Origin of the sequence: Bradyrhizobium manausense (genome assembly GCF_018131105.1) — a bacterium.
Taxonomy (GTDB): domain Bacteria; phylum Pseudomonadota; class Alphaproteobacteria; order Rhizobiales; family Xanthobacteraceae; genus Bradyrhizobium; species Bradyrhizobium manausense_B.
On the sequence record NZ_JAFCJI010000001.1, the window covers coordinates 3,115,834 to 3,129,019 of the forward strand.

Here is a 13,186-nt window from a genome sequence, read left to right on the forward strand (position 1 = left end):
TAGCGGAGTTCTTAACTTAAACCGCCGTTGCCTTGGCGAACTCGACGTAAATCTCGCGCAGCCGCGTTGCCATCGGACCGGGCTTGCCGTCGCCGACCTTTTTGCCGTCGATGGCGATCACCGGCTGCACGAACAGCGAAGCCGAGGTGGCGAACGCTTCCTTGGCTGCGAGCGCCTCTTCCACCGTGAAGGAACGCTCCTCGACGCGGAGCTGGCGCTCTTCGGCGAGCGCGACGACAGCCTTGCGGGTGCAGCCCGGCAGGATCGCATTCGAGTTCTTGCGGGTGACGATGACGTCGTCCTTGGTGAGGATAAAGGCCGAGGACGAGCCGCCCTCGGTGACGTAGCCGTCTTCCAGCATCCAGGCCTCGCCGGCGCCGGCCTCGGCCGCAGCTTGCTTCGCCAGCACCTGCGCCAGCAGCGCGACGCTCTTGATGTCGCGCCGTTCCCAGCGGATGTCAGGCACCGTGATCACGTTGATGCCGGTCTTGGCGGAAGCCGCGTTGATGATGTCCTTTTCGGAAGTGAACATCACCAGGCTCGATACGACGTCGCCCTTCGGGAAAGCGAAGTCGCGGCCCTTGTCGGCGCCGCGCGTGACCTGGAGATAGACGAGGCCGTTCGCGACCTTGTTACGGGCGATCAGCTCTTTCTGGATCTCGGTGATGCGCTCGACCGTCTCCGGCAGCCTGAGCTTGATCTCGCCGACCGAGCGCTCCAGCCGCGCCAGATGCGAGGCGTTGTCGACCAGCTTGCCGTCGAGCACGGCCGAGACCTCGTAGATGCCGTCGGCGAACAGGAAGCCGCGATCAAGCACCGAGATTTTCGCGTCCGAGAGCGGGACGAATGAGCCGTTGACGTAGGCGATCGAATCCAAGGCGGGTCTCCTGGCGGGAAAGGGATTAAAGGCGTTATACGCCAGTTGGGGGGAGCGATCACCCCTCGTTTCGTCATTCCGGGGCATTCGCAAAGCGAATGAGCCCGGAATCCATTTAACTCCGGATACTGCCGCCTGATGGATCCCAGGCTCGCGCTACGCGCGCCCCGGGATCATGGTGGGGTCAATGCGACAGGATCTTCGACAGGAACTTCTGAGCGCGGTCGCTGCGGGGCTTGCCGAAAAAGTCGTCCTTCAGCGCGTCCTCGACGATCTCGCCACGGTCCATGAAGATCACGCGGTTGGCGACCTTGCGGGCAAATCCCATCTCGTGGGTCACGACCATCATGGTCATGCCATCACGGGCGAGATCGACCATGACGTCGAGCACCTCGCTGATCATTTCAGGATCGAGCGCCGAGGTCGGCTCGTCGAACAGCATGGCGATCGGGTCCATGGCGAGCGCGCGAGCGATCGCGACGCGCTGCTGCTGGCCGCCGGACAGTTGCGCCGGAAATTTCTGCGCATGCTCCGTCAACCCGACGCGCTCGAGCAGCGCCATGCCCTTGATCTTTGCCTTGTCGTGTGCCCGGCCCAACACCTTCTCCTGGGCGAGGCAGAGATTGTCGATGATCCTGAGATGCGGGAACAACTCGAAATGCTGGAACACCATGCCGACGCGCGAACGCAGCTTCGGTAAATCGGTCTTGGGGTCGTTGACCTTGACGCCGTCGATGCTGATGTCGCCCTTCTGAAACGGCTCCAGCGCGTTGACGCATTTGATCAAGGTCGACTTGCCGGATCCTGAGGGACCGCACACCACCACCACCTCGCCCTTGGCAACGCTGGTGGTGCAATCGGTCAGCACCTGGAAGGTCGGGCTGTACCATTTATCGACGTGACTGATCTCGATCATGACGGGCCCTAGCGAAGGATGGCGATGCGCGCCTGCAGGCGACGGACGCCGAAGGACGCGATACAGGAAATGGTGAAGTAGACGACGGCCGCAAACAGGTACATCTCGACCAGACGACCGTCACGCTGCGCGACCTTGCTGGCCGCCCCGAGGAAATCGGTGATCGACAGCACGTAGACCAGCGAGGTGTCCTGGAACAGCACAATGGTCTGCGTGATCAGCACCGGCAGCATGTTGCGGAAGGCCTGTGGCAGCACGACATAGCGCATGGTCTGCGCGTAGGTCAGGCCGAGCGCGTTGGCCGCAGCCGGTTGTCCCCGCGAGATCGACTGGATGCCGGCACGCATGATCTCGGAGAAGTACGCGGCCTCGAACATGATGAAGGTGATGAGCGAGGATGCGAACGCGCCGACGCTGATGGGGCGCGAAGCCCCCGTCAGCCACTGCCCGATGTAAGGCACCAGGAAGTAGAACCAGAAGATCACCAGCACCAGCGGCAGCGAGCGCATGAAGTCGACATAGAGGCCGGCGATGCGTCCGAGCGTCTTGTAGCCGGAGAGCCGCATCAGCGCGATGGCCGTGCCGAAGATCAGGCCGCCGAGCGCGGACAACGCCGTCAGCAGGATCGTGAAGCTCATGCCCTCGTAAAACAGATAGGGCAGCGCGCGGATGATGACGTCGAAATCAAAATTGCTGAACATGGTGCTATTTCCCCGTGATGTAGCCGGGGATCGCGACGTAACGCTCGAGGAAGCGCATCGCAGTCACGACGACGGCGTTGACGAGGAGATAGAGCAGCGTTGCTGCGGTGAAGGCCTCGAACACCTGGAACGAAAATTCCTGCATCGAGCGCGCCTGTCCGGTCAGCTCCAGCAGGCCAATGGTGATGGCGACCGCGGTGTTCTTGATGGTGTTGAGGAACTCCGATGTCAGCGGGGGCAGGACGATGCGGAAGGCCATCGGCAGCAGCACGTAGCGATAGCCCTGCACCGTGGTCAGCCCGAGCGCGGTCGCGGCCATCTTTTGCCCTCGCGGCAAGGACCCAATGCCGGCTTGCAATTGCACCGCGACGCGCGCCGACATGAAGAAGCCGATGCCGATCGCCGCCGTCCAGAACGGAGCATTCGGCAATTGCTTCAGCCACAGGCCGGCAGACTTCGGCAGCAGCTCCGGCAGCACGAAGAACCACAGGAACAGCTGCACCAGCAGCGGCATGTTCCGGAAGAATTCGACGTAGCAGAAGCCGAACCAGGAGGCCGACTTCGACGGCAGCGTCCGCATCACGCCGACGATCGAGCCGGTGATCAGTGCGATGATCCAGGCCAACACCCCGGTTTCGAGGGTCAGCACCAGTCCCGACAGCAGCAGGTCGAGATAGGTGCCGGTCCCCATCGGGTTCGGCTGGAAAAAGATTCCCCAGTTCCAATGGTAGTTCACGTGTCCCCCGCGCGAACGCGCCAGTCAGAGATGTCCCGGCCCCTATGCAAATGTCCGGCCACTCTGGTGTCAAGAGTGGCCGGACATGATCCCGATCGAAAGATCAGGGTTGTAGCTTACTTGTAATCGTCCGGGTTCGGCGAGTCCGAGGGCTTGGCGAATTCGTGCTTCAGCTCAGCGGAGATCGGAGTGTTGAGATTCAGACCCTTCGGCGGGATCTTCTGGGTGAACCATTTGTCGTAGATCTTCTGGCCTTCACCCGAGGTGTAGAGCGCAGCGGTCGCGGCATCGACCACCTTCTTGAACGGCGCGTCGTCCTTGCGCAGCATGATGCCGTAGGGCTCGGGCTTGGAGAATGCATCCTTGGAGATGACGTAGTCCGACGGCGACTTCGATCCGGCGACGAGGCTCGCCAGCAGGATGTCGTCCATGACGAAGGCCACGGCGCGATCGGTCTCGACCATCAGGAAAGCTTCCGCATGGTCCTTGGCCGGGATGATGTTGGCGCCGAGCTTCTTCTCGACGTTGGCTTCGGTCAGTTGCTTGATGTTGGTGGTGCCGGCGGTGGAGACCACCGTCTTGCCCTTGAGGTCGTCGATCGATTTCAGGCCGCTTGCCTTCTTGAAGACGTAGCGGCTGGCGGTCAGGAAGTGGGTGTTGGTGAAGGCGACCTGCTTCTGGCGCTCGGCATTGTTGGTGGTCGAGCCGCATTCGAGGTCGATGGTGCCGTTCGCCATCAGCGGAATACGCGTCGCCGAGGTCACCGGGTTGAGCTTCACCTCGAGCTTGTCGAGCTTGAGCTCCTTCTTCACGGCGTCGACGATCTTGTAGCAGATGTCCATCGCGAAGCCGACCGGCTTCTGGTTGTCGTCGAGATAGGAGAACGGGATCGAAGAGTCGCGGAAGCCCAGCGTGATGGCGCCGGTGTCCTTGATGTTCTTCAGCGTGCCGGTCAGCTCCTCGGCCCCTGCCTGGCTGACGGCGAAGGTCGCGGCGAGCGCGAGCCCGATGCTACGGAAATGTCTCACTTTTTTGGTCCCCTTTCAGGATGATGCGGGCGGGATGCAAGCACAAATCGGCTTGGATTAGAATGTGACTTTCGACGGGATCGAAGCTCAGGTTAACGGGCGTGGCAATTCCCCGAGATCCCAGAACAGGCCGGCCATCACCGTCAAGGCCTCTTCCGTCAATGGCAGCAGGATGTGCTCATTGGGCGCATGCTGGGAGCAGCCGGGATAGGAGTGCGGGACCCAGATCGTCGGCAGGCCCAGAATCTCGGAAAACACGTCGTTCGGCAGCGAGCCGCCGAAGTTCGGCAGCACCGCCGGCGCCTTGCCGGTGGTGTTTTGGACTGAATCAGCCGCCCATTTGATCCAGGGGCTGTCGAAATCAGTGCGCGATGCGGCAAAGCTCTGGGCCGCCCGCACCTCGACCATCGGAAAGCCCTTTTCGACCAGATGCGCCCTGATCGCATCGATCATGCCATCGACCTTGGTGCCGACCACGAAACGCAGTTGCAGCACGGCACTGGCGTGACCGGGAATGGCGTTGGCCGGCTTCCCGACATTGCCCGACGACATCGCCAGCACTTCCAGCGTGTTCCAGGCGTAGAGCCGTTCGGCCGCGGACAGGCCGTCCTCGCCCCAATTCTCCGCAAGCGCGGGTTCGTCCTCGGTCGGCACCACCTGCACATCAGCCAGATAGCTGCGGATCTGGTTGGTGAGCCGCGGCGGCTTCAGCGCCTCGAGCTGCAGCCGGCCAAGGCCGTCCACCAGCGTCGAGATCGCGTTGACCAGGATGGTCGCGGGATTGGCGAGCACACCGCCCCAATTGCCGGAATGATGGCCGCCATCGCGCAAGTTCACGTCGAGATGGATGCGGATGCCGCCGCGGCATCCCAGGAACAGCGTCGGCCGGTCCGCGGACAGCCGGGGCCCATCGGAGGCCATGAACAGATCGGCCTTGAGCGCGTCGCGATTGAGATCGCAGACCTTGCCGAGATCGGGCGAACCGATCTCCTCGCCCATCTCGACGATGAATTTGGCATTGAAGCCAAGCTTGCCGCCGCGGGCCTCGCGCACCGCGCGGAGCGCGGCCATGTTGATGCTGTGCTGCCCCTTGTTGTCGGCAGTGCCGCGACCGTAGAGACGAATGCCTGCCGCCGTCGTGCGCCAGGGATCGCGACCGTCGCGCCACTCGCCTTCCATGCCGTCGACGACGTCGCCATGGCCGTAGACCAGCACGGTCGGGAGAGACGCGCTCTCATGATGCTCGGCAAACAGGAATGGCGCCTTGTCGCTCGGAGATTCGACCAGGCGGCTGGTGAAATCCAGCGCCGCGAAGGCCGGCATCATCTCCTGTTCCAGATAGGCGCGCAGTTCGGGTCCGCGCGACGGATTCTGGCTTTCGGTCTTGTAGGCGACGCGGCGGTCGAGTTCAGCAAGGAACGCACCGGATTTGAAGTCGTCCCGGGCGCGGGCGATGGCGTCGGCTCTGGTCATGGCTGGTTTTCGAAGCTTTAGGACGAAGGATATTACCCGACACGGGCAAACCTCCGAAAGTGGCGGGGAGCTGGATAGTTCTTCTAGTTCTCTTGTACTTCTCTTGGGATTCCGTTCTTGCGCTCTTGAGATTGGCTTGCCAGGCGCGGGAGCACCGCTGATTTTGGCCTTGCCAATGCCCAACCATATGCAAGAACGTCCGCCAAGTTGGGGCGCACGTCTATCATTCGAAGAGCGCTCAGTACAGGGCGCCGGGGGACCAGCATGGCCAAGCAGATCAGGCTCAACGCATTTGCGATGAATTGCGTCGCGCATCAATCACCGGGCCTGTGGACCCATCCGCGCGACCGCACCGCCGAATATAACCGCCTGCCCTACTGGATTGATCTCGCCAAAACGCTGGAACGCGGCCGTTTCGACGGGCTGTTCCTGGCCGACGTGCTCGGCGTCTACGACGTCTATGGCAACAGCCCTGACGCAGCGTTGCGCAATGCAGCACAGACGCCGTCCAACGAGCCGCTGTTGTTGCTGTCGGCGATGGCCGCGGTGACGAAAAACCTCGGCTTCGGCGTCACCAGCAATCTGTCGTTCGAGCCGCCCTACCCGTTCGCGCGGCGAATGTCGACGCTCGATCATCTCACCGAGGGACGGATCGGCTGGAACGTCGTCACCGGCTATCTCGACAGCGCTGCGCGCGGCGCCGGCAAGGACAAGCAGGCCGGGCACGACGACCGCTACGACATCGCCGACGAATATATGGAGGTCGTCTACAAGCTCTGGGAGGGAAGCTGGGAGGACGAGGCGGTGGTCCGCGACCGCAAGAGCGGCATCTTCACCGATCCCAGCAAGGTTCATCGCGTCAATCACGAGAGCGCAAACTATCGCATCAACAACACCATTCACCTCAGCGAGCCATCGCCGCAACGGACGCCGGTTCTGTACCAGGCCGGCACCTCGCCGCGCGGGCGGCAGTTTGCCGCAAAACATGCCGAATGCGTTTTCATGTCGGGACCGTCGGCCAAGATCATTGCGCCGCGGGTCGCCGCGATCCGCCAGGAGGCCGCGGCCCTCGGCCGCAACCCGGCCGAGATCCTGATGTTCAACATGATGACGATCATCCTCGGCAACACCGAAGCCGAAGCGGCGGCGAAATATGCCGACTATAGGTCGCATATCAATCCGGAAGGCGCGCTCGCGCTGATGTCCGGATGGACCGGCATCGATTTCTCCGGTTACGAGCTCGATCAACAGGTCCGTCACGTCCAGAACGATGCCGGTCGCAGCGCGCTCGACAACGTCACTCGCGGCGACCCCGACCGCGTATGGACCGTGCGCGACGTCATCGAACATGTCGGGATCGGCGGCGCCGGCCCGGTCGTGGTCGGCACGCCCGAGAGCGTCGCGGACAAGATCGAGGACTGGTTCGAGAAGACCGACGTTGATGGTCTCAACGTTGCCTTTGCGATCTCGCCCGGTGATTTCGAGGATATCAGCGACATGCTCGTGCCGGAGTTGACTAGGCGCGGGCGATACAAGCCGGAATACGCCAAGGGCACATTGCGGGAGAAGCTGTTCGGCGACGGCCGCGCCCGGCTCGATGCGCCGCATCCGGCGGCGGGGTATCGGGTGGGGAAGAAGGGGTAGGCTCCCAACTGCCTCCTCCTCGTCATTGCGAGCGAAGCGAAGCAATCCAGGGTCCCGCCGCGGAAGCAGTCTGGATTGCTTCGCCGCTACGCCCCTCGCAAATGACGGCGGCGGCAACCTCCCCTACACCCTCCCATCAACCATCACCTCGATCAGCTTGGTCCCCGGCCGATTGAACGCCGACGCGAGCGTCGCCTTCAGCTCGCGGGGATCGCTGATCTTGATCGCTTCGCAGCCGAGCGCCTTGGCGACACCAGCGAAATCCACCGGCGGATCGACGAAATCCATGCCAACGTAATTGTCGTCACCGTGGAAGGCGAGCAGGCGCTGCTTGATGATGCGGTAGCCACCATTGTTGGCGATGACGACGTTGAGCGGCAGCTTGTGATGCGCCGCGGTCCACAGCGACTGGATCGAATACATCGCGCTGCCATCGCCGGAGAAACACACCACCGGGCGATCCGGGTTGGCGATGCTGGCACCTACGGACGCCGGCAGACCCCAGCCGATGCCGCCGGACGCAAGGCCATGATAGCCATAACGGTCACGGTGCGGACGCAGCGCCGTGACCTGACGGCTGGAGGTGAGGCCTTCGTCGACGAGGATGGCATGATCGGGCATCGCCTCGACCATCTGCAGCACGAGATAGTCGGGATCGATCGGCGCGCGGCTTGCGCTCTGGCCGATCTGCTCGACCAGCGCAGCACGGCGCGAGGTCCAGTTTTTCGGCGCGAGTTCGGCAAGACGCTGTTTCGCGCGGTTCGCGAGTGCGGTGCCGCCCATCTCCTTCAGCACCGGGATCAACGCGCGCAACGTTTCCTTCACATCCGCCTTCAGCGCGATCTCGGCACCGTAGTTCTTGGCGATCTCCCAATCGACAAGGCCGATCTGCACGATGCCGAGCCCATCAGGCAGCGCATCGACCTCGCTGTAGACTGACATCCGCAAGGGATCGCCGCCAAGCGCGATCAGCAGATCATATGGCGCAAGCGTGTCGCGCGCGATCTTCTGAACGCGCGCCAGCGTGCCGACGAAGCTCGGGCTCTCGGAAAGAAAGTGCGAGCCATAGGGCGTCGAAGACTGGTAGGCGGCGGCGCCCAGCAGTTCGGCAAGCTCGGCCGCCTCCTTCAGCGCATCGCTCTTGACCACCTCGTCCATGGTGACGATGACAGGACGCTCTGCCTTCAGCAGCCGCGCGGCAAAAGCTTTGAGCGCCTCTTCCGACGGCTTCGTACGCGCGTCGATCCGGGTGGAGCGGCCGAGATCGATGCCGGCCTCGCTGTTGAGGATGTCGCCGGGCAGCGAGATGAACACCGGCCCGGTCGGCGGCGTCATCGCGACCTTGGCGGCGCGGCGCACGATGCGCGGCAGATCCTCCAGCCGGGTCACCTCGACCGCCCATTTCACCAGCGGCTCGGCCATGCGCACCAGCGGGCCGTAGAGCACCGGCTCCATCAGGCCGTGGCCCTGCTCCTGCTGACCCGCGGTCAAGATCATCGGCGTGCCCGTGAATTGGGCGTTGTAAAGCGAGCCCATGGCGTTGCCGAGGCCAGGTGCGACATGGACATTGCAGGCGACAAGCTTGCCGGAGGCGCGGCTGTAGCCATCGGCGATCGCGACCACCAGGCTCTCCTGCATCGCCATCACATAGGTGAGGTCGGGATGGTCCTTCAGCGCATGCATGATCGGCAGCTCGGTGGTGCCGGGATTGCCGAACAGATGCGTGATGCCCTCGTCCTTGAGCAGCGCGAGAAAGGCGGAACGGCCGGTGATCTTGTTCTTCATGTTTCCTCCGTGCCGCGGACGTTGCCACGGCCGGTCGCATGATGGCCGAAGTCGGAGGCAACGCGCAAGGAAGCGCGGTCATGGCTGCCTTGCGCTGGCGCGCGTAAGCTGGGAACATCGTTTGACCCAGGCGTCAGCCCGCAAGGGGGAAGCACAATGGCGTATGACGAAGTGACTGCGGCACGCGTGCGCAAATTGCTGGCTGGTCAGCGCCACGTGGCCGAGAAGAAGATGATGGGCGGCCTCTGCTTCATGGTTGATAACACCATGTGCTGCACCGTCAGTGGACGCGGCGGGATGCTGATCCGCGTCGGCTCCGAGGCCCATGCGCGCATGCTGGAAGAGCCGCACACAAGCCCTATGGAAATGCGCGGGCGCGTCATGAGCGGATTTGTGCGTGTCGCGCCGGAGGGCTACCGGAGCGATGCCGAGCTGAAACGATGGGTCAAGCGCGGGCTCGACTTCGTTGCATCGATCCCCCGAGAATCCAAACCGAAAAACGCTGCACCGCGCAAAGCGGCTGACAAGACGAAGGCAAAAGCAACCACCAAGGCAAAGCCAACGGCTAAAACTGCTCCTCGCGGCCAAGCTCGAAAGGGTCCTCGCCGCTAGCGCGCTTCTTCTTTTTCGAGCGCTGCCAGACCACGCCGGGAAAACCCTTCAGCGGCACCAGCGGCTCGCCGGTATAGGCCCATTCCTGCAGCTCCTCGATCGCGATGTGATAGAGCGGCTGGCGGCCGGTGCGCTCCTTGAAGAGGGCGCGCGGGATATTGACCATGTGCGGTCCGCGCGGACGTTCGTACGCGATCGGCGTACCGCAATGCGAGCAGAAGCTGCGCGCGGTCTTGGTCGCCTTGTCCTCGTAGCGGGTCAGCGCGGCCTTGCCGGAGGTGATACGAAAACGCTTCTTCCAGCTGCCGACATAGGTTGCGTAGGCCGCGCCATGGGCGCGGCGGCTGGCGGCGGAGTGATCGTGCCATGCCCAGCGTGCGGGGATGTCGATCTCGAAGGTAACCTTGCCGCAGAGGCACTGGCCGGTGGCGGTTCCTGCGGCAACTGCGGCCTTGGCCATGATGCTCTCTCCGTCGTCATTGCGAGGAGGACAATACACGATCGTCATTCCGGGGCGCGACGAAGTCGCGAGCCCGGAATTCATTGGGCGACAAGCCAAAACGTGAGATGGATTCCGGGCTCGACGCGTTGCGTCGTCCCGGAATGACAGAGGGAGCTACGCCGGCGCCAACTCGTCATAAGCAGGATAGTCCGTATATCCCTTCTCCTCGCCGCCATAGAACGTCGCCCTGTTGTACGGCGTGACCGGATAGTCGTGCTCAAGCCGCCGCGGCAGATCGGGGTTGGAGATGAAAATGCGGCCAAAGGCGATGATGTCCGCATGTCCCTCGGCGATCGCGGCATTTGCGGTTTCACCGGTGAAGCCGCCCGCGGTCATCAGCACGCCGCTGTAGTGCGGACGGAACAGCACCATCGCCGAGGGAACGTTCTCCCAATGGACGTCGGCGCGGCCTGCGCCGCTCGAGCGCGGCTCGATGAAATGCAGATAGGCAAGGCCGAGCTTGTCGAGCGCTTTCACCACATGGGTGTAGAGCGGCATCGGTTCAGGCTCGACGGAATCATTGGCGATGCCGTGGGGCGACAGTCGCACAGCGACGCGGTTCGCGCCCCAGACATCAATCGCGGCCTGGGTCACTTCAAGCAGCAGGCGTGTGCGATTCTCGATCGAGCCGCCATATTGATCGGTGCGTTGGTTGCTGCGCGATTGCAGGAACTGCTCGAGCAGATAGCCGTTGGCGCCGTGGATCTCGACACCGTCGAAGCCGGCCGCGAGAGCGTTCTTCGCGCCCTGCCGGAAAGCCTCGACAATGCCCTTGACCTCGTCGGTCTCCAGCGCGCGCGGCGTCTCGTAGTCGGCGAGCTTGCCGTCCGCGGTCATCGCCTTCATGCCTTCGGCCCTGATCGGGATCGCCGACGCCGACACCGGCATTGCGCCGCCGTGATACGAGGAATGCGAGGCCCGGCCGACATGCCAGAGTTGGAGGAAGATGATGCCGCCCTTGGCATGTACGGCGTCAACGACCTTGCGCCAGCCGGCGATCTGCGCCTCCGAATAGATGCCCGGTGTCGCCGGATTGCCGCGGCCCTGCGAGAGCACCGGCGAAGCCTCGGCGATGATCAGGCCATTTTTGGTCGCGCGTTGGCCGTAATATTCGGCGTTGAGTGGACGCGGGGCAAAGCTGTCGCGCTCGGCGCGCATGCGCGTCAGCGGCGCCATCGCGACGCGATGCGCGAGCTTGTACGGACCGACCTGCAACGGTTTGAACAACGCTTCGAATTTCATGTCGGCCCCGATGTCTTTGAAAGGATGCGGATCATATAGCGAGGGGCGGCCGCCGGAAAGGCGCCGCCCCGTAAAAGCAGATATTCCCCCGCGCGGAACGCGGGAGAGATCGGGTCCTAGGCCGTCTTGATCCAGACGGCCTTCACGTTGAGATATTCCTCGACATGCTGCTTGCCGGACTCGCGGCCGTAGCCGCTCATCTTGTAGCCACCGAACGGCACGGCCGGGTCCATCGCCTGGTAGCAATTCACCCACACCGAGCCGGCCCGCAGGCGCTTCGCGACCGCATGCGCCTTGCTGACGTCGCGCGTCCACAGGCCCGAACCGAGGCCGAACGTGGTATTGTTGGCGCGCTTGACCAGCTCATCCATGTCCTTGAATGCGATCGCGGAGATGACGGGACCGAAGATCTCCTCCTGCGCGATGCGCATGTTGTCCTGGACGCCGGCGAACACTGTCGGCGAGACGAAGAAGCCCTTCGACAGCGCACCTTCGGTGACGCGGCCACCACCAACCAGCGCCTTCGCACCTTCCTTCTGGCCGATGTCGAGATAGCCGGTGACGCGCTTGAGTTGCTCCTCGGAAACGAGCGGGCCGATCTGCACGTTGGGATCGAGGCCATTGCCGACTTGCAGCTTCTTGCCGAATTCGGCGACGCGGCCGACGAACTCCTCGTAGACCGACTGCTCGACGAACAGACGGGTGCCGGCGCTGCAGATCTGGCCGGAGTTGGCAAACACCGCCATCGCGGCACCGGGAACCGCCGCATCGAGATCGGCATCGGCGAACACGATGTCCGGCGACTTGCCGCCAAGCTCGAGCGACACACGCTTGAGATTGCCGGCGGAGGCGCGGATGATCGACTGACCCGTCACATGCGAGCCGGTGAACGCGACCTTGTCGACATCATGATGCGAAGCGAGCGCCGCACCCGCGGTCTCGCCATAGCCCGGCACGACGTTGACGACGCCGGGCGGAATGCCGGCTTCCATCGCGAGCTCAGCGATGCGCAGCGAGGTCAGTGGCGCTTCTTCGGCGGGCTTGAGCACCACGGTGCAGCCGGTCGCGATCGCGGGGCCGATCTTCCAGAGTGTCGCGGTGAGCGGGCCGTTCCAGGGGATGATGGCGCCGACGACACCGACGGGCTCCTTCAGCGTGTAGGAGAAGATCTCGCCCGGCAACGAGTTCTCGATGGTCTCGCCGTGGATCGCGGTGGTCTGGCCGGCATAGTAGCGCAGCATGCCGACGGCGCGCAGGCGATAGGCGCGGGTGCGGCTGAGCGGCGCGCCCATGTCGAGCGTGTCGAGCTGCGACAATTCGTCGAAATTCTTCTCGACGAGGTCGGCGAGCTTCAGGAGCAGGTTCTGCCGCTCGAACGGCTTGATCTTGCTCCAGGGGCCTTCGAAGGCGCGGCGGGCAGCAGTGACCGCACGATCGATGTCTTCCTTGTCTCCTTCAGCGACAGTTGCGAGCAGTTCGCCGGTGGCGGGATTGTGGGTCTCGAAGCGCTTGCCTGAGGCAGCGTCCACCCACTTCCCATCGATCAGCATCTGCTTGTAGGACCCGTTCGCAAACGGATGGCGCGTGATCGGAATAGCCTGCGACACAGCCATGGCTGCACTCCCTGGGTAGGTGATTGATTGGGTTCGATCTGGGCGGGATCGTTAGGT

12 protein-coding genes are annotated in these 13,186 nt (G+C 63.4%); 2 read left to right on the forward strand and 10 right to left on the reverse strand.

Annotated features, from left to right (window positions below; all coding sequences use genetic code 11):
* Positions 1-16: 16 nt before the first annotated feature.
* The 6 genes from JQ631_RS14915 to JQ631_RS14940 all read right to left on the reverse strand — a co-directional run bounded on the left by JQ631_RS14915 (position 17) and on the right by JQ631_RS14940 (position 5,731).
* Positions 17-877: a D-amino-acid transaminase gene (locus JQ631_RS14915; RefSeq protein ID WP_212327223.1), complete on the reverse strand. Its 861-nt coding sequence runs from the start codon at positions 875-877 to the stop codon at positions 17-19.
* A 184-nt stretch (positions 878-1,061) separates the two neighbouring features.
* Positions 1,062-1,793: an amino acid ABC transporter ATP-binding protein gene (locus JQ631_RS14920; protein WP_212327225.1), complete on the reverse strand. Its 732-nt coding sequence runs from the start codon at positions 1,791-1,793 to the stop codon at positions 1,062-1,064.
* An 8-nt stretch (positions 1,794-1,801) separates the two neighbouring features.
* Positions 1,802-2,494: an amino acid ABC transporter permease gene (locus JQ631_RS14925; RefSeq protein WP_212327227.1), complete on the reverse strand. Its 693-nt coding sequence runs from the start codon at positions 2,492-2,494 to the stop codon at positions 1,802-1,804.
* Positions 2,495-2,498: 4 nt separating this feature from the next.
* Positions 2,499-3,230: an amino acid ABC transporter permease gene (locus tag JQ631_RS14930; RefSeq protein WP_212327229.1), complete on the reverse strand. Its 732-nt coding sequence runs from the start codon at positions 3,228-3,230 to the stop codon at positions 2,499-2,501.
* Positions 3,231-3,346: 116 nt separating this feature from the next.
* Positions 3,347-4,258, reverse strand: coding sequence for an amino acid ABC transporter substrate-binding protein (locus JQ631_RS14935; RefSeq protein ID WP_212327231.1), 912 nt, complete (start codon positions 4,256-4,258; stop codon positions 3,347-3,349).
* Positions 4,259-4,345: 87 nt separating this feature from the next.
* Positions 4,346-5,731 carry a M20 family metallopeptidase gene (locus tag JQ631_RS14940; RefSeq protein WP_212327233.1) on the reverse strand — a complete coding sequence of 462 codons (1,386 nt, stop codon included), beginning with the start codon at positions 5,729-5,731 and terminating at the stop codon, positions 4,346-4,348.
* 264 nt (positions 5,732-5,995) lie between these two features.
* On the opposite strand from JQ631_RS14940, the gene JQ631_RS14945 reads away from it, so the two are divergent.
* Entirely contained in the window at positions 5,996-7,375 is a 1,380-nt protein-coding gene (locus JQ631_RS14945; RefSeq protein WP_212327235.1) for an LLM class flavin-dependent oxidoreductase, read from the forward strand.
* A 123-nt stretch (positions 7,376-7,498) separates the two neighbouring features.
* Here JQ631_RS14945 and JQ631_RS14950 read toward each other — a convergent pair whose 3' ends face one another.
* Positions 7,499-9,160 carry a thiamine pyrophosphate-binding protein gene (locus JQ631_RS14950; protein WP_212327245.1) on the reverse strand — a complete coding sequence of 554 codons (1,662 nt, stop codon included), beginning with the start codon at positions 9,158-9,160 and terminating at the stop codon, positions 7,499-7,501.
* A gap of 156 nt (positions 9,161-9,316) precedes the next feature.
* On the opposite strand from JQ631_RS14950, the gene JQ631_RS14955 reads away from it, so the two are divergent.
* Positions 9,317-9,772 carry a TfoX/Sxy family protein gene (locus JQ631_RS14955; RefSeq protein WP_212327247.1) on the forward strand — a complete coding sequence of 152 codons (456 nt, stop codon included), beginning with the start codon at positions 9,317-9,319 and terminating at the stop codon, positions 9,770-9,772.
* Here the strand turns inward: JQ631_RS14955 and JQ631_RS14960 are convergent.
* From JQ631_RS14960 to JQ631_RS14970, 3 genes are all read right to left on the reverse strand, one after another.
* Positions 9,726-10,232, reverse strand: coding sequence for a GFA family protein (locus JQ631_RS14960; protein WP_212327249.1), 507 nt, complete (start codon positions 10,230-10,232; stop codon positions 9,726-9,728). The genes JQ631_RS14955 and JQ631_RS14960 overlap by 47 nt on opposite strands.
* Positions 10,233-10,388: 156 nt before the next feature.
* The gene (locus JQ631_RS14965; protein WP_212327251.1) at positions 10,389-11,516 is read right to left on the reverse strand and encodes an alkene reductase; all 1,128 of its coding nucleotides are present in this window, start codon (positions 11,514-11,516) and stop codon (positions 10,389-10,391) included.
* 116 nt (positions 11,517-11,632) lie between these two features.
* Positions 11,633-13,129 carry an aldehyde dehydrogenase family protein gene (locus tag JQ631_RS14970; protein WP_212327253.1) on the reverse strand — a complete coding sequence of 499 codons (1,497 nt, stop codon included), beginning with the start codon at positions 13,127-13,129 and terminating at the stop codon, positions 11,633-11,635.
* Between the last annotated feature and the right edge of the window lie 57 nt (positions 13,130-13,186).

What these genes read in the sequence shown, in the direction of transcription:
- JQ631_RS14920 (WP_212327225.1), bottom strand. Translation starts at nt 1,793, where the DNA reads ATGATCGAGATCAGTCACGTCGATAAATGGTACAGCCCGACCTTCCAG.
- JQ631_RS14925 (WP_212327227.1), bottom strand. Translation starts at nt 2,494, where the DNA reads ATGTTCAGCAATTTTGATTTCGACGTCATCATCCGCGCGCTGCCCTAT.
- JQ631_RS14940 (WP_212327233.1), bottom strand. Translation starts at nt 5,731, where the DNA reads ATGACCAGAGCCGACGCCATCGCCCGCGCCCGGGACGACTTCAAATCC.
- JQ631_RS14945 (WP_212327235.1), top strand. Translation starts at nt 5,996, where the DNA reads ATGGCCAAGCAGATCAGGCTCAACGCATTTGCGATGAATTGCGTCGCG.
- JQ631_RS14950 (WP_212327245.1), bottom strand. Translation starts at nt 9,160, where the DNA reads ATGAAGAACAAGATCACCGGCCGTTCCGCCTTTCTCGCGCTGCTCAAG.
- JQ631_RS14955 (WP_212327247.1), top strand. Translation starts at nt 9,317, where the DNA reads ATGGCGTATGACGAAGTGACTGCGGCACGCGTGCGCAAATTGCTGGCT.
- JQ631_RS14960 (WP_212327249.1), bottom strand. Translation starts at nt 10,232, where the DNA reads ATGGCCAAGGCCGCAGTTGCCGCAGGAACCGCCACCGGCCAGTGCCTC.
- JQ631_RS14965 (WP_212327251.1), bottom strand. Translation starts at nt 11,516, where the DNA reads ATGAAATTCGAAGCGTTGTTCAAACCGTTGCAGGTCGGTCCGTACAAG.
- JQ631_RS14970 (WP_212327253.1), bottom strand. Translation starts at nt 13,129, where the DNA reads ATGGCTGTGTCGCAGGCTATTCCGATCACGCGCCATCCGTTTGCGAAC.